The 22,857-nt window shown below is 39.5% G+C and carries 21 protein-coding genes and 3 pseudogenes; 9 read left to right on the top strand and 15 right to left on the bottom strand.

Annotated elements, in window-relative coordinates:
- Window positions 1-16: 16 nt before the first annotated feature.
- A complete protein-coding gene (locus AB7E63_RS07350; RefSeq protein ID WP_036746481.1) occupies window positions 17-1,399 on the bottom strand; it encodes an alanine/glycine:cation symporter family protein in 1,383 nt (460 codons plus the stop codon).
- Between the two features lie 298 nt (window positions 1,400-1,697).
- Window positions 1,698-3,320 (bottom strand): hypothetical protein, encoded by a 1,623-nt coding sequence (locus AB7E63_RS07345; RefSeq protein WP_006342240.1) that lies wholly within the window; start codon window positions 3,318-3,320, stop codon window positions 1,698-1,700.
- 92 nt (window positions 3,321-3,412) lie between these two features.
- On the opposite strand from AB7E63_RS07345, the gene AB7E63_RS07340 reads away from it, so the two are divergent.
- The 3 genes from AB7E63_RS07340 to AB7E63_RS07330 are packed head-to-tail and all read left to right on the top strand — an operon-like array spanning window position 3,413 to window position 5,392.
- Complete coding sequence (locus AB7E63_RS07340; RefSeq protein ID WP_006342241.1) at window positions 3,413-4,489, top strand: 3-deoxy-7-phosphoheptulonate synthase; 1,077 nt, start codon at window positions 3,413-3,415, stop codon at window positions 4,487-4,489.
- A 9-nt stretch (window positions 4,490-4,498) separates the two neighbouring features.
- On the top strand, window positions 4,499-4,954 hold the full coding sequence (locus tag AB7E63_RS07335; protein ID WP_006342242.1) for a hypothetical protein: 456 nt from the start codon (window positions 4,499-4,501) through the stop codon (window positions 4,952-4,954).
- Between the two features lie 33 nt (window positions 4,955-4,987).
- Window positions 4,988-5,392 carry a hypothetical protein gene (locus AB7E63_RS07330; RefSeq protein WP_006342243.1) on the top strand — a complete coding sequence of 135 codons (405 nt, stop codon included), beginning with the start codon at window positions 4,988-4,990 and terminating at the stop codon, window positions 5,390-5,392.
- Window positions 5,393-5,424: 32 nt separating this feature from the next.
- Here AB7E63_RS07330 and AB7E63_RS07325 read toward each other — a convergent pair whose 3' ends face one another.
- Window positions 5,425-6,699, bottom strand: coding sequence for a hypothetical protein (locus AB7E63_RS07325; protein ID WP_006342244.1), 1,275 nt, complete (start codon window positions 6,697-6,699; stop codon window positions 5,425-5,427).
- Between the two features lie 235 nt (window positions 6,700-6,934).
- Here AB7E63_RS07325 and AB7E63_RS07320 point away from each other — a divergent pair, with 235 nt between their 5' ends.
- Window positions 6,935-7,312, top strand: coding sequence for a hypothetical protein (locus tag AB7E63_RS07320; RefSeq protein ID WP_006342245.1), 378 nt, complete (start codon window positions 6,935-6,937; stop codon window positions 7,310-7,312).
- A gap of 53 nt (window positions 7,313-7,365) precedes the next feature.
- Here AB7E63_RS07320 and AB7E63_RS07315 read toward each other — a convergent pair whose 3' ends face one another.
- Genes AB7E63_RS07315 through AB7E63_RS07285 form a run of 7 tightly spaced genes read right to left on the bottom strand, consistent with a single transcriptional unit; the run spans window position 7,366 to window position 14,916 of the window.
- Window positions 7,366-7,794: an ATP synthase subunit C gene (locus AB7E63_RS07315; protein ID WP_006342246.1), complete on the bottom strand. Its 429-nt coding sequence runs from the start codon at window positions 7,792-7,794 to the stop codon at window positions 7,366-7,368.
- 18 nt (window positions 7,795-7,812) lie between these two features.
- On the bottom strand, window positions 7,813-9,732 hold the full coding sequence (locus tag AB7E63_RS07310) for a V-type ATPase 116kDa subunit family protein (protein ID WP_284452863.1): 1,920 nt from the start codon (window positions 9,730-9,732) through the stop codon (window positions 7,813-7,815).
- Entirely contained in the window at window positions 9,722-10,372 is a 651-nt protein-coding gene (locus tag AB7E63_RS07305) for a V-type ATP synthase subunit D (protein ID WP_059359519.1), read from the bottom strand. Before AB7E63_RS07305 ends, AB7E63_RS07310 begins: the two co-directional genes overlap by 11 nt.
- Before the next feature lie 9 nt (window positions 10,373-10,381).
- Complete coding sequence (locus AB7E63_RS07300) at window positions 10,382-11,698, bottom strand: V-type ATP synthase subunit B (RefSeq protein ID WP_006342250.1); 1,317 nt, start codon at window positions 11,696-11,698, stop codon at window positions 10,382-10,384.
- A gap of 15 nt (window positions 11,699-11,713) precedes the next feature.
- Window positions 11,714-13,504, bottom strand: a complete 1,791-nt coding sequence (locus AB7E63_RS07295; RefSeq protein WP_420835510.1) for a V-type ATP synthase subunit A — start codon at window positions 13,502-13,504, stop codon at window positions 11,714-11,716.
- Entirely contained in the window at window positions 13,498-14,277 is a 780-nt protein-coding gene (locus AB7E63_RS07290; RefSeq protein WP_006342252.1) for a DUF2764 family protein, read from the bottom strand. The genes AB7E63_RS07295 and AB7E63_RS07290 overlap by 7 nt, the downstream gene beginning before the upstream one ends.
- A gap of 3 nt (window positions 14,278-14,280) precedes the next feature.
- Entirely contained in the window at window positions 14,281-14,916 is a 636-nt protein-coding gene (locus tag AB7E63_RS07285; RefSeq protein ID WP_013925494.1) for an ATP synthase subunit E, read from the bottom strand.
- 255 nt (window positions 14,917-15,171) lie between these two features.
- On the opposite strand from AB7E63_RS07285, the gene AB7E63_RS07280 reads away from it, so the two are divergent.
- Window positions 15,172-16,236 carry an NAD-dependent epimerase/dehydratase family protein gene (locus AB7E63_RS07280; protein WP_006342254.1) on the top strand — a complete coding sequence of 355 codons (1,065 nt, stop codon included), beginning with the start codon at window positions 15,172-15,174 and terminating at the stop codon, window positions 16,234-16,236.
- Entirely contained in the window at window positions 16,236-17,528 is a 1,293-nt protein-coding gene (locus tag AB7E63_RS07275; protein ID WP_006342255.1) for a vitamin K epoxide reductase family protein, read from the top strand. Before AB7E63_RS07280 ends, AB7E63_RS07275 begins: the two co-directional genes overlap by 1 nt.
- A gap of 161 nt (window positions 17,529-17,689) precedes the next feature.
- On the opposite strand, the gene AB7E63_RS07270 is transcribed toward AB7E63_RS07275, so the two are convergent.
- On the bottom strand, window positions 17,690-18,160 hold the full coding sequence (locus AB7E63_RS07270; protein ID WP_006342256.1) for a hypothetical protein: 471 nt from the start codon (window positions 18,158-18,160) through the stop codon (window positions 17,690-17,692).
- 470 nt (window positions 18,161-18,630) lie between these two features.
- Window positions 18,631-18,762: a hypothetical protein gene (locus tag AB7E63_RS07265; RefSeq protein ID WP_006342258.1), complete on the bottom strand. Its 132-nt coding sequence runs from the start codon at window positions 18,760-18,762 to the stop codon at window positions 18,631-18,633.
- On the opposite strand from AB7E63_RS07265, the pseudogene AB7E63_RS07260 reads away from it, so the two are divergent.
- The 3 genes and pseudogenes from AB7E63_RS07260 to AB7E63_RS07250 all read left to right on the top strand — a co-directional run.
- Window positions 18,762-19,355 (top strand): annotated as a pseudogene (locus tag AB7E63_RS07260) (RHS repeat-associated core domain-containing protein); the annotation flags it as partial. The gene AB7E63_RS07265 and the pseudogene AB7E63_RS07260 sit on opposite strands and share 1 nt — an antisense overlap.
- A gap of 6 nt (window positions 19,356-19,361) precedes the next feature.
- Window positions 19,362-19,688 carry a polymorphic toxin type 24 domain-containing protein gene (locus AB7E63_RS07255; protein WP_428419084.1) on the top strand — a complete coding sequence of 109 codons (327 nt, stop codon included), beginning with the start codon at window positions 19,362-19,364 and terminating at the stop codon, window positions 19,686-19,688.
- Window positions 19,678-20,154, top strand: coding sequence for a hypothetical protein (locus tag AB7E63_RS07250; RefSeq protein WP_013925504.1), 477 nt, complete (start codon window positions 19,678-19,680; stop codon window positions 20,152-20,154). The genes AB7E63_RS07255 and AB7E63_RS07250 overlap by 11 nt, the downstream gene beginning before the upstream one ends.
- Before the next feature lie 105 nt (window positions 20,155-20,259).
- On the opposite strand, the pseudogene AB7E63_RS07245 reads toward AB7E63_RS07250, so the two are convergent.
- From AB7E63_RS07245 to AB7E63_RS07235, 3 genes and pseudogenes are all read right to left on the bottom strand, one after another.
- Window positions 20,260-21,488, bottom strand: a pseudogene (locus AB7E63_RS07245) (IS256 family transposase).
- Between the two features lie 106 nt (window positions 21,489-21,594).
- Window positions 21,595-21,936 (bottom strand): hypothetical protein, encoded by a 342-nt coding sequence (locus AB7E63_RS07240; RefSeq protein WP_013925507.1) that lies wholly within the window; start codon window positions 21,934-21,936, stop codon window positions 21,595-21,597.
- 298 nt (window positions 21,937-22,234) lie between these two features.
- A pseudogene (locus tag AB7E63_RS07235) lies at window positions 22,235-22,857 on the bottom strand (IS256 family transposase); the annotation flags it as partial.

Here is a 22,857-nt window from a genome sequence, read left to right as displayed (position 1 = left end):
AGCCCTATTCAATGAGTCAAGTTGTTGATCCTGCCGAAAGTCTACGTTCATTCGCTATTTCCTTTAGAAAATGGCGCGTCTCTCCAGAAATCACACCTGAAAGAGCAATCAAAGCAATCAAATTTGGAAAAGCCATCAAGGCATTGGCGATATCCGCTAAATTCCAGGCAATATCCATTTTTAAAGCAGCACCTGGAATAATGGCTACGATATAAAGAACTCTGTACATAATGATGCATTTTTCACCAAAAATATACTCGAAACACTTTTCACCATAATAGGCCCAAGCTAAAAGTGTCGTAAAAGCAAATAAGACTAAACCAATCGTGACCAAATATCCTCCACCGGGCACAGATGTGTTAAAAGCGGCAATCGCCATAGAAGCACCGTTCAATAATTGCCCATCCACATTTGTTTGACCCAACACACCCGTTATAGCTAAAACTAATCCCGTCATGCTGCAAACAAGGATTGTGGAAAAGAACGTGCCTGTCATATTAATCATGGCTTGTCTTCCAGGCAAATCTGTGCGTGCAGCAGCGGCAGCTATGGAAGAAATTCCCAGCCCTGCTTCATTCGTAAAGACGCTGCGAGCGGCACCCGTCTGAATAGCCATCATGATCGAGGAACCTGCGAAACCACCAAGAGCGGCCTGTCCGTCAAATGCACTTTGGAAAATCAAAAATAAAGCATGCGGAATTTCAGCTGCGTTCACCGCTAAAACAATCAAACCTGCACCCAAATAAAAAATGGCCATAAAAGGAACGAGAATACCAGCGACCTTTCCAATGGCTTTAACTCCGCCGACCAACACTAAACCCGCAAGGATAGCAAGGATAGTTCCCGTCCACCAAGGATTGAATTGCAGGGTATTTTGCACAGCATCCGCAATCGAGTTCACTTGCACTAGGTTGCCCGTACCAAAAGCCGCAATCACGCCAAAAGCAGCAAAAAGAATCGCCATCCATTTCCAGCCTAAACCTTGCTCGATATATTCCATCGGCCCGCCAACAACTTCCCCTCGCTTATCCTGTATTCGATATTTCACGGCGAGGAGAGATTCTGCATATTTAGTTGCCATACCAAAAACAGCCGTCAAACACATCCAAAATAAGGATCCTAATCCTCCAACAGAAATACCCGTGGCAACACCCGCTATCGTCCCTGTTCCTATAGCACCCGCCAAAGTGGTCATTAAAGCTTCAAAATGGCTAATGTCCCCTTTTGAATTTTGCTTTTGTTCGGCAAAAACGGCTTTTAAAGCAAAACCGAAATAGCGAAATTGAACTCCACGTAAAAGAATAGTCAGGTAAATACCCGTGCCAAATAAAAGCATGAGTAAGGGAGCACCCCAAAGCATATTTTTGATTTCAGTTAAAAAACCCTCGATTTGTTCCATGATTTCCTTAGTTTCCAATGTTACCGGCTAAGTTAAACCTATCCAATTCTTGATATTTCGATAGCCACGATCGCAAAGCATGATTAGACAGCCAGGAAAAGCATAGCTCAAAAGTCGTTTTGCGAAAAGAATTTTAAAAACACTTAAAATGCAATTAAAAATTATATCATACACCGAAAAAAAATTCATTAGAAATTAACTGGCATTCTTAGCTTCTAATTAATTTAATTTTTTCAAAAAAATAAAACGAAAAAACAATAAGAAATGTATAATATCTTTCAAGGATTTTTATTTATAATCAGGTAAATAACCGATTAGCTTTATAAATTTGATTCATCTGATTATTTTCTTCCCCTTGATTGGGTTTATCCAAAAATAAAATTTTGGCTCCTCCTCTAAGACCCTGCCCTCCCCCTTCTTGAACAGCCGTCCAAAATGAAGGGGCGAAATCCTCCCCTTTGAGAGAATAACCAATTGAAACGTTAAAACATTGTAGAAAATGATGGATGATACGTTTAGCATCGCGAATGAAAGAAGTACAATACGCATTAAACGTTTGATTTCTTCCCCCATCCCTTCGCAAGAATTCCTGCAAATAATGGAGGCGAGCCAACAGACTTTCCGAGAGAGCTTTGCATTCTTCTGAAGATATTTTGTCTCGATTTTTTTCATTTGTCAAGGAGCGCATGGCGCTCAACTCGATTGCTATTTCCCGATTTTTTTTCCAAATGTCCGCCAAACCTCGATAATTCATTTCAGGATAATAGGCAGCAAACCACGTTTCAGCTAAAAGAACGGCAGATAAATGACTCCAAGCAGCTTGAGAAGCAACCCAAAGAGAGCAATCAAGGACAGCGCCCGGATGTGGTAAATGATTAACAAGATGAATAATGCCGGCAAAGTGGTGACGTTGGCAGCGACTATAATAATGATCAACGCAATCAACCGCTAAAGATGGCCAGAGACCTTCCCCTTGGTGGATGCCTCCCACATTTAAGATAGGCATTAGAGGCGTTGCAGATACATCAAGAAGCTCTCTTAAAACATCCCAAATGGGATGGGGAGGAGCATGATCGTTAATCGGATCATCAGAAACTGCAGAGAAAGCGATGATCGTATGTGCACCAACATCGTCACAAAAATGAGGGAGCCACATCGCTTGATCGAGGGCGGCTTCCCCATCTCGAGATAGAATAGAGTAAATAAGGCCGTATTGATTCCCTAAAATTTTTTCAAAGAATCTCACCTCATATAGGGCTTGGTCAGCGGAAGTCAGTTCTCTCTGATCTACGCTCGTCAAGAGATGCGAGAGAACCGAGCCACTTTCTATAAACAGATAATCAAAAGAATCTATTTTTTTAATTTCTTCTAAAAAAATGTGTTCATTCAAATGAGCCATCTTTTCAGAAAAAATAGGTTTTAAAATAACTTTGATCCCAAAATGTTGAAATGTCCGACAAATTTTTTCTAAAGACAGTTCCTTGGCTTGCTTAGGTAAAACGTGATCTCTTGCCCCCAAAATAATCGCGTTATAGCCGAGGGAGATCATTCGTTTAGCAAAAATAATCTGCTGTTCGACTTCACCTAAATAGTTGGGAATTGCCCAATGCATGTCACTTTCTGTTTGAATGGAAAGATCACATTCAATCCATAAAGGACGAAGGTTAAATTTTGGCGACATCTTCCCCAAAAAATCGGCATGGTGTCCACTCAAAGCGGCAATTTTTAAGCTGTGAATAGCGTAAGCGGAAACCAGTGGATTAGAGGCTTGGATTTGAAACGTTCCCATGCAGTAATCTGCGTCATAAAATTCATCCTTGGAGGATTTCATCTCTAAATTTAAGGATGGGAGTTTATTTTGAATGGAAATTTCTTTATAATTCCGAATGAAATCTTCAACCATTTCTTTTGCATTTTCCATACATAACTCTAGGTTTCGATGCTTAAAATCTACAAGTTTGTTAAGATAACGTAGAAAATAGCAACCACAACTTTTTAAAGGATTTTATTTGCATGACGTTGGAAGCCTCTCCCAAAAAACATCATAGCTCTCTACCTACACCTCAAGAGCTCATCCATAAAATTTCTCCCTCGTCTGCAAACGTCTCGTTTATTGAAACCAGCCGCCAGCAAATCCGAAATATCTTGGATGGTCACGATTCAAGGCTTTTGTTCATTGTAGGCCCCTGCTCAATCCACGATATCACAGCAGCAAAAGAATATGCCATTAAATTGCGCCACCTCTCTACAATCTTGTCAGATACTTTTTTTGTTATGATGCGTGTGCACTTTGAAAAGCCACGAACAGCACATGGTTGGAAAGGATTCCTTTATGACCCTTATTTAGATGGTTCTAACGACATTCAAAATGGATTTACGCTCACACGACAGCTATTATTAGATTTAGCTGACCTGGAAATGCCTGTTGCGACCGAGTTTTTAAATCCTGCGTGCGCACCTTATTTTGAAGATCTGATTTCTTGGGGTTGTATTGGAGCCAGAACCTCCGCTTCCCCCATTCACCGTCAATTGGCATCAAGTCTTCCTATGCCTATTGCCTTCAAAAATAGCGTCGATGGAAATATCGAAATTGCAGCTTCAGGTGCCGCCGTTGCATCTAATGCCCACTATTGGATTGGGATCAATGATGAAGGACAAAATGCGATTTTAACATCCACAGGTAATTCACATGCTCATATTGTTCTTAGAGGAGGAGAAAGACATTCTAATTACGACTTCGAATCCATTGATACGGCTTTGAAAATTTTAGAAAAATTGGAACTCCCCCCCCGTTTGCTCATTGATTGTGCGCATGGCAATGCCTCTCGACAACATCTCAAACAAATGGATGTTTTTCAATCTGTCATCGAGCAAATCATTCAGGGAAATACATACATTCGTGGCTTAATTTTGGAGAGCCATTTATCTGAAGGTAATCAAGCCATTGAAAACTTACCTCTTCAGCATGGCGTGTCGATTACCGATCCTTGCTTAGGTTGGGCATCCACTGAAGATCTTGCCAGGTGGGGCCGCGAGCAATTGAATGCAAACGCTTGCAATGAAGCCCATTTGTCTTTCCAAACACTTTAATGGTTTCTCATGTCGAAAAAAAACGTCCCCTTTTTATGCGTATGCCTTTGCCTGCTTCTTTCGGGTTGCATGCGACAAATTCTGACCGTCCAAACCGAATATCTCAGTCATGAAAACTTGGCGAGCTATCATGTCAGAACACCCGATCCCTTGTTATGGAATCCTCCCATAGGCCAACGTTTGCTGGTAAGTTGGCAATTACCACCTTCCATAAAATGCACTGAAGATCTGGCTTTGAACATCCAGCTGCATTTTCACAATCACACCACGAAGACAGAGATTGTGCCCGTTCGAAGAAATACGGGAACATATGTTTACGCATTATTGAATGCCGATTATTCAGAAAAAAAAGGCATCTTAACTTACAAAGTTCAGCTAACCTTGGCCGACCAAATTTTGGAAGAATGGAGACATCAGCTTTGGGTAGAACTCATCACACTGAATGAAGACAAAGAACAAGAATAAACCGACGTAACTTTTTATAATTATTGAGTAATCATGACCATTTCTTTTATCACAATCGATGAAAATACGCCCTCTGAATGGTTTGTCGTTAAACATTCATTCCCACAAATCTCAAGAGAACAAATCCACTTATACTCAAACGTAAACGTTGAAAAAGTTTGCTCAACTGAAAAAGCCGCTGAATTGGCAGCAAAAGCATTTGCCGCATCAAACAATCTCCATTATGTAACAACAACCTTCGTTATGACAGTCTGTAAGCTTCCCAGAGGCTATGTTCCTGTGAAATTATCGCCGCGCGGAGGGGTTAAAACACAAGAAAGCACCCCTGATTTCTCCGTTGCTGTCAAAAAAGCACAACAGTATGCCATTGAGGAAGGATTGACTTTTATCTTGCCGCATTCAATCGAAACAAACAGCCTTGACGCGCTCTTAGACTAAGTATGCTTCACTCTGCAAGGCCTTAACTGACCTTAGTAAGTCTGCGTGCTCAATATCTCGTGAGCAATTTCTTTAATTTGGGTTTTATAGTTTTTCCTAAAAGTTTTTGGTAGAGCATTAGCCCTAAAAATTTTGATTCCCTGGTCGGGTTTTAGCAGATAAGCTAACAATCGACATTGGGGAGTAGACAACACCGGGAGACCCCCTCGAAATTTTAAATATTTTTTAGCCTGTTTTAATTTCCGAGCTTGTAAAAGATCGCCCACTTGTTCAAAAGAGGCGCCTGTAGTTTTTAATGGAATTCCATGATGCGCAGATAGCCAAAGAGGACTGCTTTCAGAGTAGGCTAATTCTTTTGGAATACAAATAACGAGTAAATTACCCACTTGGGACTGTTCTCCAAAGCCTTGTTTAATTATTTCAATTTTGTCGTTAATCAAAGCTCTTTGATCAGATGTTAAATCATATAAACCTAATAATTCCTCTAATAATTCATTTAACACGTGCGTCGGGTTGAGCGCATTTCCATTTTTTCTCACGTAATCAAATGCAGATTCTGAAGCTTCTATATTTTCATCATAAATATCAGCGGATATAATCTCATTTCTATCGCGAGTATCATCTATCCGTCCTTCTTTTTTGATCTCTTGAAATTCAGCAAAATTTCCATATTCTTCGGATTCAACAGGATTTCGTAAAAATTTAAAGCTTTTCAGATCATTTTGAGGATTTTGAATTTTTTGAATTTCTTTTACTAGATCGGTGTAAATGTTTAAATATGTGCTTTGTGCATGAATGACGATAGAATAGTCTTGGCTAAAATAATTGCGAATGTAGGCGTATTTCTTATAAACCTCAGCAAGCTTTGCGCTATCATTACTAAAAACCAAGTTTTTACGAATTTTTGGAGGGATCGTGTCCATGCACTCAGTTTTTTTCCACCCGACTCTTTTTTTAATCACTTCAAAGGCAAGTTCGGCTAATTCTTCAATTGGATTAGATGGAAGAATATGAAAAAAGCGTAAGCCATCTTGAAATGGCTTCTTTGCACCGGAAGACTGAGTCTTACGAAGCAAATTCACTAGATTAACATAAAAAATTTTAAGAAAATCTGTTTCTTTTCCTTCCAAAGCTTCCTTTACGTCTTGAGAATTTTCTGTTAAAAAAGTTTGAGTGAATTTGCGAACAGGAGCCAAATCACATTTGTGATTTTCAATGACTAACTCATCATCCCGAATACCGAGATATTTAAAATCTGTAGAACCCCAAAAAATAGGTTTTTCAAATAAGCTATTGGGAAGAAACATTTCACACCTTTGATAAAGAAAATAATCAATAAGTATAAACTATCCACAAAAAAACGCAAACAAACTACTTTAAAATTTAATTAAGTTATCAAATTAGAAAAAGCAGGAAAGATTTACTTCTTTTCAATGTGCGAAAAAGAGAACAGCAGCCACTCTCGTTCAAATAAAACAACGTTTGAAATTATTTATTAATTCGCTTATTTTCAGGCATTTCACCTTTAATCATTGAGAAAACATGACGATTTCATTTATTACGATTGCTGAAAGTGAGCCTCATAAATGGTCTGTAGTAAAGAATACCTTTCCTAAAATCTCGGGAACGCTCATTCAATTCTCTTCCGATGTAACTGTCGAAAGTACCCATGCCAGTAAAAAAACAGCTAAATTGGCAGCAAAAGAATTCGCCAAAGCAAGCAATCTTCATTATATCAAAATGCATACAAGTGTGATGACGATTTGCAAAGTTTTTGGCAGCTATTCTCCAGTGAAATTATCGACTGATGGAGAAGCTAAGTGGGAAGGAGATCCATCCGATCTAAATACAACGATTATCAATGCGTGGCTGCATGCTGTGCGTACCAAGCTTATTTTTATATCCCCAGAGCTAATCTGAGTAGCTATCAAATAAAAAAGCACACAAAGCGAATGCCTTGTGTGCTTTTGCATTTACAGAAGTAGTAAAGAGAATACAAATGTAAATAGCGCAAACGATTCGATAATTCCCAATGCAGCAAAACACTTACCAAAAATTGCCGGTTGTTTTGCAGAAGCTTGAATACCTGTCGCAGCAGCCATTCCTTGATAAATCGCTGAAACCATAATTGCCGCCCCCGCAACTGCCCCAATCCCGATTCCGGATAAAGGTGCTAAAGCGCCAGCTTTAATGGCTCTGCTCATCAAAAGCATTAAAATAAACCCATAAATAGACTGTGAAGATGGAGCAGCAGCCATTCCAATGAATTTTCCGTGTCCCTCTTCTACTCTACTCATTACAGCATGAGAAGCCATTCCTGCGATACCGCAGCCAATACTGCTTCCAATACTACTTAAACCCAGCGCCAAAGCGGGTCCCACCATGTCGAAATTGAAATCCATTGTGATTTCTCCTAGAAGTTAGTCAAGTGAAATTTTTCGAAGAGGATTAAACATTTTTCCTCCCCCTTCAAAGCTATAGTGATACCATTCCAAAAAGTTAAGACGGAGCCCATGGATGACGCCGCTCATAATAGCTAAGGCAAAGTTGACAGCATGACCCAATATCATCACAATCAAAGCGAGAACAAAAGTCATCGATTCACTCATTTCATTGATCACGCTTGCCATGATCGCTCCAGCCAATCCTAAAGCATATAAACGCAAATAGGAAAGTACATCTGAAAACACCTGAATCGCCGTCATTGCCTCAAACACGCCCAAAAACTTTTGTTTGAAAATGGCAATGATGACTGCAATTGCCGTCCCAATCATTAAAAGATAGAGGCCCTGAATTCCTGCCTGTTCTTTATCCAAATGGAAGATGTAGTGCAGCATAGAGGTTGCATCCAAATAGTAAGGAAAATATAAATATCCCCCCACCAGGCAGATTAACCATCCGATTGCTGTCCAATTCCGATTTGCATAGCGAATGAGCGAAATTCCAATATGAATGACACCAATAAAAAGGGCAAATTCCAACATAATATTATCTGAAAATTTGCTAATAATGTCATAGCTTTTTTTACCCTTTTGCTCGCTGTAGCCTTTGGCTAAAAACTCTTTTGGATCTGTGACCCCTTTGAGTTGCGGAAATTTATCTACCCATTCTTGGTACACCGCATCTTGGTGTTGGATGTGATAATCCGCTTTCTTTTCTGTCAGCCACGTTAAGGGGGCCATTTTATGCAGCGGATTGTCAGGGCTTAGATTCATCCCAAAAAAAGAGTGGGTGACAAGGCCCCAACCAATACAAAAAACAGCTAACAGGGTCGTAAGATTCAAAACACGCTTCCCTAAATTTTTCAAGTTTGGCTTTTTGTATCGAATGAAAAGCACAATGCCTAGAAGGATTAATCCATATCCCCCATCGCCCATAATCATGGCGAAGAAAAGTAAAAAGAAAAATAATACCCACAAAGAGGGATCTTTGTCACTAATAGAGGGAGAATCGTAAATATGCACGAGGTCTTCCCCCATGCGAGAAAGATTTTGATTCTCCAAATAGGTTGGAACAGTATCTGTCGGTTCAATTTCAATTTCTTCTGAATGTACCCTAAATTTGTCGACAAGTTTTTGGATTTCATCTTGTTTATTAACCGGAACCCATCCTTGAACAGCAAAGAGATTTCCATCTAAAATATCTTCTGCATAACCTTTGGCATGTATCAAATGATACTTGTTCAGCTTGTCAACAAGACCTTGATGCAAAAAGTGGTTATATTTCTCATAACTTCTTAAAAGATGTTCTGTTTCAATCCATTCTTTGTGAGCTTCTTGGTGGCGTTGTTTTAGCTTTCCAAGAGGATGTTCGATTTTCATCTCCACCATTTTCTCATATTGCTTCGGTGTTTTGCTAATCGAAACAAAATAATCGAGACCATGGTCGGAACCAATTTTTATGAGCTCATCTGAAAGTGCGTGATGATCAAAGAAATCCTTTTTAGCAAAGAAAAACTGCACCTTGCGATTTCCTTCTTTTTCGATAGCAGCAATGTCATCCAATGAAAAATCACCAAAAACCTCAATCCGGCTAATTTCCAAAGCCGTCATCCGCTTTTCTTCTTCCAACTGATCAAGCTTATGTTTAAGCTGCAAAATTTTTTGGGCTAAACCATCTGCGAGAGCAATATTCCCCTGATCTTCTTGCGGTAAAGTGGGAAAACCCCGCACGATTTTAATAGCAGAGGCTAGATCCTGCACTTCTTGTGGAATTTCTCGATCTTTAACTGCCGAGGGAGAAATAAATTGGACTTGCCCGATTTCTTGAGCTTTTTTAAAGAAAACTTCCCGTTCATCCTCAATTCCTACAAATAGAACTTTTTTCACGTCATAGCGCATCAGTAGCCTCCTGAAGTGTTTTTTGTTCTAAAGCCGCCGCCTTCTGAGCCTCCACCTTTTCCTTTGCAACCTTTGCACGTGCAACAGCTGCGAGTTCCTGGTCTCCCAAGAAAACTTTAATTTTCTTGATGTTGACAAGGGCACGAGGGATGAGAATTTTTTCAAAAAGGTTCACGCGAATTGAAACTTCACGAAGTTCTTTTTCCAAAGCGCTCTTTTTTTCTCTAGCCACTTTGATTTTTTCGGTAGCCTCAATTAGCGAGCGTAGCCCTGTGATTAAAGGATCTACCCATGGAGGCGTGTCAAACAAATCGTAAGTCAAATCAGCAAATTTAATGGATTCGAAATGGGGAACTTCCACACCTGCAATATTTTCAAAACGCTTATTGAGGGAAACGACTCTGGTTGCTTCCTTAAAGTCCACAGGCGTTTTTTCCGTAAAAAGCTCGCTATAAGCTTCTACCTGATAATGCTTTTGCTCATATAATTGCTCAAGTTGGGCAATTTCATTACGTGCATCATTGACTTCCGTTTGCAACATCGCTTTTTTCAACTGCAAGGTGGGCAAATATTTTTGTAATTGCCCCAAACGACCTTGCTGAGAGCGTAGTTCATTTTTCGTTAACTTAATTTCTGCCATACTTTCCTACTAAGCACCAACAAGTGCATTTTTTGGCCAGTATTTGTCTAATAATGTTTTCTTAATCCCAACTTCCTCAGATTGGAAACATTCTGCGAGAGTTTGCCATCCTAAATCTAAAGCTTCTTCGAGAGAATAGTTGACTTCCAAGTTCATCATACGGTCCTCAAATAGCTTTGAATAAGCTAACAACTGCTCATCCCAGCGAGAAAGTTTAAAACCCATTCCTTGTCTTTCACGTGCTTTTTTAGAACTTGCATAAAGACGAATCATGGTGTTAGCCAGATCTCCATGATCTTCGCGTGTTTCTTTTCCAATCACAAGCTGTTTTAAACGAGATAAGGAACCAAAAGGGTCAATTTGTTTATTATGCAGATAAAACTGACCTTCAGTGATATAACCTGTATTATCAGGAACCGGGTGAGTCACGTCATCGCCTGGCATGGTTGTGACCGCGACGATTGTGATAGAACCGCTACCTTCAATTAACACCGCTTTTTCATAGCGAGATGCTAGATCGGAGTATAGAGATCCTGGGTAGCCTCGATTGGAAGGGACTTGGTCCATCGTGATCGCAATTTCTTTGATGCTATCTGCGAATGCCGTCATATCTGTCATCAACACCAGCACGTGTTTTCCGTTAACAGCAAATTTTTCTGCACAAGCTAAAGCCATGTCAGGCACCAACAGACATTCTACGGCAGGGTCGGTTGCGCGATGAACGAACATTACCGTTTTGTTCATCGAACCGGATTCTTCTGCATTATCAATAAAGGCTTGGTAGTCAGCAAAAGTAAGCCCCATCCCTGAGATGATAACCACATCCGCATCTGTTTGGTTGGCAATACGCATTAAAAGCTGGTTATACGGTTCTCCTGGAACAGAAAAAATCGGGATTTTTTGTGATTTCACAAGCGTATTGAAGACATCAATCATCGGGATATTCGTTCTTACCATTTCCCGCGGGATCACACGACGTACAGGATTAAACGAAGGCGCTCCAATGTTAATGGACTCGCCAACAATGCTGGGTCCACCATCAATAGGTTCACCTGCACCATTTAAACGCCTTCCCAGTAAAGCATCTCCAAAAGAAGCTTGCATTTGCCGACCTAAAAACGTCACCCGGTCTCCGGTTGAAATTCCGCGTGTATTCTGGAAAACCTGCAAAGTCACAGTTTCTCCTTCAATTCGCAAAACAGATGCATAAATATGACGCCCGTCTCTTAAATCGACTCGAGCTAATTCTCCCAAACTAACGCCCTGAGCCGTGACAGTAATCAGGTTTCCACGCATGTCATTAATACGATCATATACTTTTTTCATGGGTATCCTCAGAGGTTAATCAGCTTGTGCGCTTTCGATGCTTTCTTCTATTTTGCTGTAAGCAGCGCGATATTTATCAGAATCAAACGGAAGAGAATTCATGTCTTTGATCTGATTTTGCAAGCGCAAGAAATATTGCCTAGCATCATCATGGGTTGCAAACACAAAATGTGTGTCAAAAATTTTACGAATAACTTCTAAAAGCTTCACTTGACGATGAAGAGGGCAATAAGTGTCTTCTTTATCAAACGCATTTTGTTGTAGGTAGCAAAAGTCATAGAGCTCAGCTTTTAAATAGAGGATTAAATCTTCTAAAGCCGTACCTTCCTCACCCACAACTTCCATACGCTTCCCGATCTCATCTCCTCGACGAAGAATGTTCGCAGCTTTTTTAACAACCTGCCCCCATCCTTCTAGTTGAGAATCCATTTCTTTCGCCACTTGATCGATGTATTTCGACCAGGAAATTAAAGGATCGATAGCAGGATAGCGTCTCGAATCTGAACGCTCTCGCGACAGCCCCAAGAAAGCCCCCACAACAGCCAAAGTAGCTTGCGTCACAGGCTCTTCAAAGTTACCACCCGCAGGCGAAACAGCTCCACCAACAGTAACAGAGCCCTGCTTTTCATTGCGTAAGGCGATCACACCCGAGCGTTCGTAGAATGCTGCAATTCTAGATGCTAAATAAGCTGGGAATGCTTCTTCGCCAGGAATTTCTTCAAGTCGGCCTGACATTTCACGCAGCGCTTGTGCCCATCTAGAAGTGGAATCTGCTAAAAGCAGGACATCCAATCCCATTTGGCGATAGTATTCTGCAATTGTCATTCCTAGATAAATGGAAGATTCACGCGCTGCAACAGGCATGGAAGAAGTGTTACAAATAATAACAGTGCGCTCCATCAACGTATTTCCTGTGTGAGGGTCTGTTAGATGGGGAAACTCTCTTAAGATTTCCACCACTTCACCTGCACGCTCACCACAAGCTGTAACAACGACAATGTCGACCGACGAATATTTCGATAAGTGGTGCTGAATGACAGTTTTTCCTGCACCAAAAGGACCTGGAGTACAAAACGTTCCCCCTTTCATGACAGGAAACTGCGTATCAATAATCCGTAACCCCGTATCCATCATTTTCGTGGGTTTAATTTTTTCCCCTTCAAATAAGGCGTTTTTGATGGGCCATTTTTGTACCATCGTAAAAGCATGTTCCTGTCCTTTCTCATCTTCAACGCGAGCCACTACAGTATCGACATTATAAGCACCAGGAGCAATCACCCATTTCACTTTATATGTTCCATAAAGAGCAAAGGGAACCATAATATGGTGATGAAAACGTCCTTCTAGCGTCGTCCCTAAAGTATCGCCACGACGCACAACATCTCCCACTTTTGCTTTTGGCTCATAGTCCCAGCTTTTAGCGCGATCTAAAGGTACCAAGTAGAGTCCTCGAGGTAGAAAATAGCCGGCATGTTCCGCAACTTTTTCTAACGGATTCTGAAGCCCATCTAATATAGAAGAAAGCAAGCCAGGGCCTAATTCTGCTTCCAAAAGATCGCCGACAAAATCAACGTCAGTTTCGTATTGAACACCTTTGGTATCTTCAAAGACCTGAATCTTCGCTTCATTTTTGTTGATTTCAATCACTTCAGCTTTCAGGCGAATTCCATCGACATGTACCATTGCCACTTCACCCTGTCGAATATTGCCTTCAAACTCTACTTGAAGCAAGTTTCCAAAAGCTTTGACAACTTTCCCTACGGCTTTTTTATTTTCTTGAATGGTGGTTTGGCTTTCACTCATGATGCATCCTTCACTAGGGTATCCACAGTTTGTATTCCTTTTTGCCTATCTAAAGCTCGCCATTTTTCAATGAGGGCAAGCTGAACAAAATAGGCATATATCCGATCGATTGAAAACACGTCGGTGCCCCAAAAGCTTTCTACTTTATGAAAACGGTATTCCGTTAATGCTTGGTAGAGAGCGAGTGGGTTATTGTAATGTTCATCAAATAGTTGTTTGAGATCCTCATACCCTTCCGGTGGCTCAAAAGAATTAGAATCCTTTTGGGCTAAAAGTTGAGCAACTAAATCATCTGAAGAATCTTCATACTGAAAAACTTGAACGAGGTCCCGCCCCATTTTTTTGGCGCGAAATGCGGCAAAAACAAGCCGCCATTCTCTTTCAAAGCGTAAAAATTTTTGGGTGAAGCCTTTTGAATGGGCTGCCTCTTCTCGAAAAAATGTGGACACAAGGCCAGAAAAATGAGACAGGCGATCTTCAGTTTTTTCGTGAACATCCAAAAAATCAAAGACGTAATCGGGAAATCCCTCCCTCACAACAAGCGCATCCTCCAGCTCATTTTCATCAAAAGCGCCTAAATGATCAAAGGGCTCCTTTTTCCAAAATGCGCGCATATTTTGAATATCATAATAGCGACGAAGAAGTTTAAGACCTTCTAAATCATCAGGTTGTAAATTTTCATACAGCAATGTTTCGAATTCATGAAAATTCATTTCAGGAGGCATATCGATTTTGAGCTCAGGAAGTGCTGAGCCAACAAAATAATACTGGGTCATAAACTACCCACCTTTAATGCCAAAAATAAGCTGACGGAAATCTTTTCGCGCGTAGCCGGCCAAAAGTTCTTTTAATGTTTGGTCTGTGATGTCAATTGTTAGGCGTTTGCCATGCAATTTAACTTCTGCACCACCCGAAAAATTGCCTAAGGTGACCCCTTTTTCATTCAGTTTGCTTTTCACATTCTCTAAAAGCAAAGCGTTCACTTGTTCAGGAGAAACTCGTTTGGAAATGACAGCGCTTAAATTGGAAGAGATGCCTTCTTTTTGAACAGCTTCAACAATAGCGTTCACAACATTTGCAATAAGTTTTGGATCTGCCGTTTGTTTTTCTAGAAGACCTTCTAGTTCTTCGTTAAAGAGCTTATGCTCAATTGATTGACGTAAAGATTCAAGACCTTGTCTAGCAGCTTGTTCCAAAGAGGATTGGAAAACGTTCCGCTCTTGTTCAATGGATTTGCGGGCTTGTGCATGCAATGTAACAGCCTGCTGTTCAGCTTCTTTGATAATTTTAGCAGCCTTGGCATGCGCTTCAGCAATAATTTCCTGAGCTTCTTGCCTTGCTGGTTCAAGAGTTTCCTTGCGAAGAGTATCGCAAATTTTCTGAATCTTATCCTGACCTTTCTCAAATTTTTCCATGATCACCATTGCATCTAAAAGGGTTTAAGTCGTTCCTTTGCAAAGAATTTTGTTTAAACAATTAGAATAGCCCGAGACATCCCTATTATTTTCCCAAATCATTAGGTTATTAGATGAGTTGTTTCGAGTAAAGACAAAAACGCCATTTTATCAGAGTAAAATCCTAATAAAATTGGTTGTATTATTTTCTTAGACTGATTAGAAAGCAAATTAAGATTTTAGAACGTTGAGTGACATAATTACAGGAGAAATCAGGTGAATGAAGAAGGCTTTGTTCTCATAACAGGAAGCAGTGGAAGGATTGGACGAAGCGTCATTCAAAGACTAGGTGGTAAATACCCACTGGTAGGATTTGATGTTGTTCCCTCTAAATACAAAAATGATAACGTTGAATTCATTCAAGTCGATATCACTTCAGATGAAAGCGTCAAAAATGGATTACATATTGCCCGCACAAAATATGGCCCCAAAATCATTTCGGTCATCCATCTCGCTGCATATTATAGCTTTGGAGAGGGAGACCCGACTCTTTATCAAAAAATTACCGTCGAGGGAACAGAACGCTTACTTCGAGAAGTACAAAAATTTGACACCCAACAGTTTTTATTTTCTGGAACCCAATTAATTTATGCCCCTTGTCCAGTAGGAAGAACGATTAACGAAGACTCTCCGATTGATCCTAAATGGGACTATCCAAAATCCAAGGTTAAAACGGAAGCTCTGATTCAACAAAATAGAGGCACTATTCCCACCGTTATCATGCAAATCGCAGGATGCTACGACGATCAGTGCCACTCCATCCCTATCGCGAACCAAATTCAACGCATCTATGAAAAACAACTCATTAGCCATCTTTTTTCTGGCAATCTCAACCATGGCTCTCCCTTTTTGCATTTAGACGACCTTGCGGAAGCCATTTGGTTGGCTGTCGAAAAAAGGCATACACTCCCCCCCGAATTAAAAGTGTTAATCGGGGAAGACGCCACATTAAGTTACGATCAAATCCAAAGGATTATCGCTTCTCAACTTTATGGTAAAACATTCAAAACCTATCAAGTTCCTAAGTGGGTTGCCAAAATAGGTGCATGGATTTTAGATCACTCCCCATTTGAAAAAAATTTTTTTATCAAACCTTGGATGATCGACATCGCGGATGATAACTACACGTTAGACATTACGCGTGCAAGGGAGACTTTGGGATGGACACCGAAAAATTTTGTGGGTCATTCCCTTCAAAAAATGATCAAATCCCTTAAAGCAGATCCTCTGGAATGGTATAAAACCAATGATCTGTCAATTCCTAAATCGATGAAAGAATAATGCTTTACTCTGAACAAAAAGACCGTTGGACTCGTTATGTAATTGTCATTTTAGGGTGTTGGTTAATTTTCACTCCCTTGACATTTACCTCTCAGAGTCGCACCCTCTACTGGAATGATATTTTATGCGGCATTTTGTTGGTCACCTTTGGCTTTTATGCATTAAACACTAGACACACATGGGCGCCCTGGGTTTGTGCCGCAATTGGCGTTTGGCTTCAATTCGCGCCCCTTCTTTTTTGGGCACCCGACGCACTGACTTACTTAAATGAAACCCTTGTAGGATCATTAGTCATCATCTTTTCAATTTTAATTCCTGGTGTGACCGTTCAAAACCAAACGTTCGGAAATCCCATTCCAGAAGGATGGTCTTACAACCCCTCCTCATGGCCTCAAAGAGCTCCCATTATTGCCTTAGGATTTGTTTGTTGGTTTTCATCTCGCTACATGGCCTCTTATCAATTAGGCTATCTTAATCATATTTGGGATCCTATTTTTGATAACGGAACCCTTAAAGTCATTACCTCATCCGTTTCAAAAGCATTCCCCATCTCAGATGCAGGCTTAGGAGCATTTGCCTATACAATTGAGACTTTGACAGGATTCAAAGGTGGTATAAAACGGTGGTATACCATGCCATGGGCTGTGATTTTTTTTGGAGTCTTGGTGATTCCCGTTGGCCTGACAAGCATCATCTTAATCATGCTCCAGCCCATCTTAGTAGGATACTGGTGTTTTTGGTGTCTTTTAACCGCTTTTTGCATGCTGGCAATGATTGCCCTGACCGTTGACGAGGTCGCAGCAACCCTGCAATTTCTATCACAATCAACGAAAAACGGAAATTCTTTCTGGAAAACATTTTGGAAAGGTGGTGAGCCGTTATTGAATGAGCGCGATGCCTCGATAATCACTTATGGATGCTTGGATAAATGTTTAAGCATGGTAAAAGGTGTTGGTCTTCCCTGGAACTTAGCCTTAAGCGCTCTTATCGGAATAACGCTTCTTTTTTCCAAATCTTTTCTCTCCTTTGGAGATGAAACAACAGCACCTTATATTCTAGGAGCTCTCATCACCACGATTTCGATTATATCGGTAGCCGAAGTAATCCGATCTTTTCGGTATTTGAATATGGGTTTAGGATTGTGCTTAATCGCAAGCACCTGGTTTTTAAAAGAATTCACCCCTCTATCTTTAGCCTTGACTTGCGGAATGGGAATAGCCTTAATTCTTTTATGCATTCCACGAGGAAAAATTAACGAAACCTATGGAAGCCTCAATCACTGGATTTTATGATGACAACGTCGAGCAGTCAAAAATTTGGAGTTCGCTCGTAAACTCGAACATAATCTAAAATCAAGATTTCAATATTTATGAATATTTTTTCCCCTCAAAATTAATCGAGGAGCATTTTAGAGAGGATTTTTGAAATCTGAAATCCTCTCTAAAATGCGCTATCATTGCTTTGTCAGCGTTAAATTAGCTTCATAAAAAATGAGATCCGTCTCGATACTAATTTGATCACCAGCATTTAAAAGCTGCGAGGTTGTTGAAGAGACTTTCTGAGAATTTGCTAGCACATCACTAATTGTCACAGGAAGATCAAAAACAGCATTATTGACTTTTAGTTGAAAAGTAAAATTTGAGGAAACATTGGATGTCCCTTCAAATTCAATGAGATAGTTTCCAGACAGTGGGATTGTAATAACACCACCAGTTTGCGCTTTATGAACAAGCGTTACAGCTCTGCTATTAAAAGGAATAGCTCCTGGAGCGTTCAATGATCCTGAAAAATAAAAAGACGTTTGAGTTATAGCCTCATTTTGCTGATCTATTAATTCAGCTAAGTTTTCAGCTGACATCAGAGACTGAGTTAGTAACATCAAAGATGCAAATGCGCATCCTGTAAATTTTATCCAATTTTTCATACTTTTTCTCGTTTTGTTGTTTAACTAAATATTGTTCCCCTAAAAGCAATGCTTTTTAATAGGAATTTCTTTTCATAAAAAATAAACCCACTGTTTAACGAATTTGATGACCACGTTGTGTTATAAGCCTCTAATTTCGCATCCCAGCTTTTTTGGGCATAACCTGAAGATGGATCCATTTTATAACTGTGAAATATTCTTCTACTATGACCTTGCCCTATCTAATCTTAATTTTCAAAATAATGGACTTGAAGAGCACGATCATAATCAGAAAATACAAACCTAATCCTGCTGTGATCAAAAGAAAATTTCAATCTAAAAATCTATTTTTAATCAAATATTTCTCATGTGATAAGTGTCGAATTTGTCACTCCTTTCTCTCCTAGAGTTGGATGACATATTTTTGTGGTCCCATGCAACTAAAGTAACATTTTACATATCCGATTCGACAATAATTGAGGGCTTGCCAGCTACGCGGTGGGATAATAAGCACATAATCGCACGCCTTTCCAGGACACATTTCTTAATCCATATTCACAATCTTTTTCTAATTGCATGTTATGGATTGAGCCTGTAGGCATTTCTTCAGAGACACTTGACACGAACTGATCCAGAAACGGACCTGATTTATTTTGGCAGACGTTACTATGACACTCAAATAGCTCGCTGGATCACTGCTGATCCCCTTGGTTATGAAGCTGGACCCAATCTGTATGCTTATGTGAATAACAGTCCTTTAACTAGTATTGATTTATATGGTTTGCATATAGGTGGTAGCGTCGATTTTCTTGAACAGAAAAGAGATCAGGAATTCAAAGATCGAGTATCAAGAAATGTTAGCGCATTTGAAAAAGGAGTTGGAAATTTTTTAAATCATCCAATTGAAACAATTGATAGACAAGAAATGTATTGTTCACAAATTTATGAAAGCTTCAAGTCTGGAAATTATAGCGAAATTTTAAAACAATGGGATCAATTAAATGACCAGCAGAAAGAAAATTTTATTTATGAGAGAATTGGAGAAGCAGCTATAGAATCTGGGATAGCTATTGGTGGTTTGATATTAACAAAAAGTAAAGGATTGGGGATACTTCAGTGGGCTGTTAAAAATCGCGCTGTTATAAGAGATTTCATTGATGACTTGTACCAAAAAACCAATAGTAGGTCTCTCAATTCAAAAATTACTGAACAATAAAAAACAATTGAAAATCTAACAGAAATAACAAAAAGAATTTTAAAAGAAGCAAAACCAAGAACTAACAAATTAAGACCGAATAAAAATGCTGAGGGACCTCATACATCTTTTAAAATAGATCCTTCTTCTCAAAGAATAAGCGGATATGAAACATATGACTGGAATTCTATTACAGGTATATGGAGTGCTGTATTACGTTTCAGAGGAATGGGAAAACCTCACGGTAATGTCCATCCACCATTTATTTTAACTAGAACTCCGGGTAAAGGTCCAGGATCGCCCCCTATTGTTCCTACTAAACCATCATTAAGGGAGTTGCCGAATGGGTATTAACGAAGAAAATAAATTACTTAAAATACTTCAAGAACAATTTAAAAATACTTTTAATTATACTGAAGATGATTATTTGCATGCTTTTGGAAAGGCAAGCCAGGTTTTATTGGCGTCAATAATTTTTTTTCCTGATTTTGTAGAAATCGATTCTCGTATTTTTTTAAAAAGAAATGTTCTTGATCAAGATGTAATAAGAAAAATGCTTGAAGATGGCGAGGATATCACCGAGGTTGAAAAAAAATTTAACTTTATAGAAGTGGATTTTCTTTTCGATGGAGGAGGAAGAGATCTTGCTGAAGATGCAGACATTGTATTTGCGCAGATAATAAAAACAGCTTGGGATGCATGGTTAAAATATCAATATCCAAGTCGAAAATTTATAGTAGAAATAATAGATGTGGAAGGAACTGGAGAGAGTTTAGGTGTTCAATTTTGTGAGGAAAGTAAATTTTCTATTTATGATTAATAATCGTTTTATAAATGAGATGAAGAAAACCGCTAGAAAGTGACCTATTCCCAATAAGTTAAAAATAGAAGTTCGTGTAAGAGACTGTCAATTTTTCTGTGTAAATCATTTTAGCCGATTTCTAAACCAAGCCTTTCGCCATATGCCCAAAGCTAGGTGAGAAACGACTGCTTTCCATTCTCGGTGAGGCATTGTCCATTTTTTAGAAATGTCCCTTACCGCCAGGAATAACATCTTAAATAGGGCGTCATCTGTTGGAAAAACAGCCTTATTTTTTGTGACCTTTCGAAACTGTCTATGAAGGCATTCTACCGCATTTGTGGTATAAATGATACGACGAATTGGTTGAGGAAATTCAAAAAAAGTAGAGAGGTTTTCCCAGTTCGCTATCCAAGGCTTCATAGCCAGCGGGTACCGATCATCCCATTTTTCTTTTAACCTTTCCAGATTTAATTCCGCCAATTCTTTCGTCGTAGCCCCATAGATTGTTTTTAAATCAGCTACAAATTCTTTGGAATGTTTTGTTGGAATAAACCTAATTGAATTCCGAATCATGTGAATCACACAAAGTTGAATTTTAACATCAGGGAACATCGATCTTATCGCATCAGGAAGTCCTTTTAAACCGTCTATGCATGCAATCAAGATGTCTTTCACTCCACGATTGCTTAGCTCTGTGCAAACTTTAAGCCAAAAATTTGCCCCTTCCGATTCACCGACCCAAAGACCCAGAACATCTTTTTTCCCGGCATTGTCTATTCCCAGGCATGTATAAGCGGCCTTTGAAACAACTTTTCCACCTTCTTTCACTTTGTAATGAATAGCATCAAAGAAAACTATAGAATACACTGACTGAAGCTGTCTTGCTTGCCAGCCGGTTGCAACCTCAATTACCTTATCTGTAATTAGATATCAGAGCGGGAGACATTTCAAAGCCATATAGTTCCTGAATATGTGCTTGAATATCCGTTGTGGTCATGCCTTTTGCGTACATTGAAATTATTTTATCATCAAAATCACTGATGCTTCTTTGCCGCTTTTTTACGGCAATCGGTTCAAATTCTGAATTTCGGTCTCTTGGGACTTCAACTTCAATTTCACCATAATTGCTTTTAAGTGCTTTTTTTTGTACGTCCGTTTCTACTGTTCCCCGAATGATGTCCTTCGGGAGAGTGCTTTTCATAACCGAGGTGCTCGTCCATTTCTTTTTGAAGCATTTGTTCGAGCATTCCACCGATTAAACGTTGGATAAGTCCATTTCTACCGGTAAGATCGTTTGCAGTTTTGCATTTAGCAAGCTCGGCTTGCAGATCAAAATTTTGAGGAATTGACATAAGTCTATCTCCATTTGTGTAAATTTAACCGCTGCAACTCCGCTTCGCTTCGTCGCAGCTTCATTTTCTCTTGAAGGGAGAAATAAAGATTATTCATCCCTCAAGTTTATTTACACAGATTTATTGACAGACCCTCGTGTAAAAAAAGGATAGTCTCAACCAACATGTTATAGATTTCAGAACAGCTTCTAACCCACATTCCACGGTGCCCCCACGATCCTGTCAATTCAGAAAAGAGTACCTGCGAAGGGAGTGTACAGATTTTTTTGAGATATGGTGAGTCGACCCAGGAAACTTCCTCCTGAGCCTCTCTTAGAACGGTGCGGTTTTGCTCAAAGCTTTCTAACGTTTCTTTGTCTATGCCAGCACTTCCAACATTTGCTTTTACAAGTCTATAGGCTTCCATTACCAGTGTTTTTGGAATGATAAATTGTTTTGCTTCATTCATAATTTCCTCCTGATTTCAGTTGAATTATAAATGTTGCTACTTAATCCAACTTCGTTGCTCCGGCTACATTACTAGCCCTCTTAGCTATTACAAGTTAGTCCGCCCCAGTGCCTTGCTTTGGTACTCTTATTCTCATGGTTGTCTCCATTTGAATGTCTCCCTTTTCATCAAGTAACGGGTTCCCGCAGTTCCATTTTAAAGCCCAAATCAGACTCAAGCCATCTATACGCCAGATGTCATCTATACAGTAACCAGGTTTCCTATAGATTTTTTTTTCATAAGATTTTGACACGCTCTTAGTTGCAAATGTTGATTCGATTGGATTCGTTGTTCTTATATATTGCCAATGCATGCCTGGAAAATCATAAAAGCTAAATAATTGATCTTTGTCTTTTTTCAAACATTCACAGGCCTTTGGATATTTTGATTCATATGTCCCAAGAAACTTCTCAAAAGCTTTTAGTCCATCCGTTTTTCTTGGAGCCATATAAATTTCGTGAATGATCTCTTTGGCATACTTTTGAACACTTTTTGGCATTTTATCTAAAATATTAGCCGTTTTATGCACCCAACACCTTTGCTGCTTTGTTGCTGGAAACTCTTCATTTAAAGCTGCCCAAAAGCCAAGTGCTCTATCTCCAATCGCAAGCTTTGGTCCTTCTTTGAGACCTCGATGGTTTAAATTTTGCAAAACTTCTTTCCAAGACAGTTTGCTTTCTCGGTGCCCATCATGGATCATGATAAGTTCTTTATTTCCATTCTCTAAAGCACCTATCAGAACCAGAACACAGGGTCGATCTTCTTCTAAACGAATGTTAAAATAAATCCCATCCGCCCAGATATAAACATACTTTTTTGCGGATAAATCACTTTTGAGCCAATTTTGATATTCTGTTGTCCATGAATCTTTCAATCTAACGA

This window comes from Parachlamydia sp. (assembly GCF_050255895.1).
GTDB lineage: Bacteria > Chlamydiota > Chlamydiia > Chlamydiales > Parachlamydiaceae > Parachlamydia > Parachlamydia acanthamoebae.
This window is presented reverse-complemented; position numbering and strand designations above follow the sequence as displayed.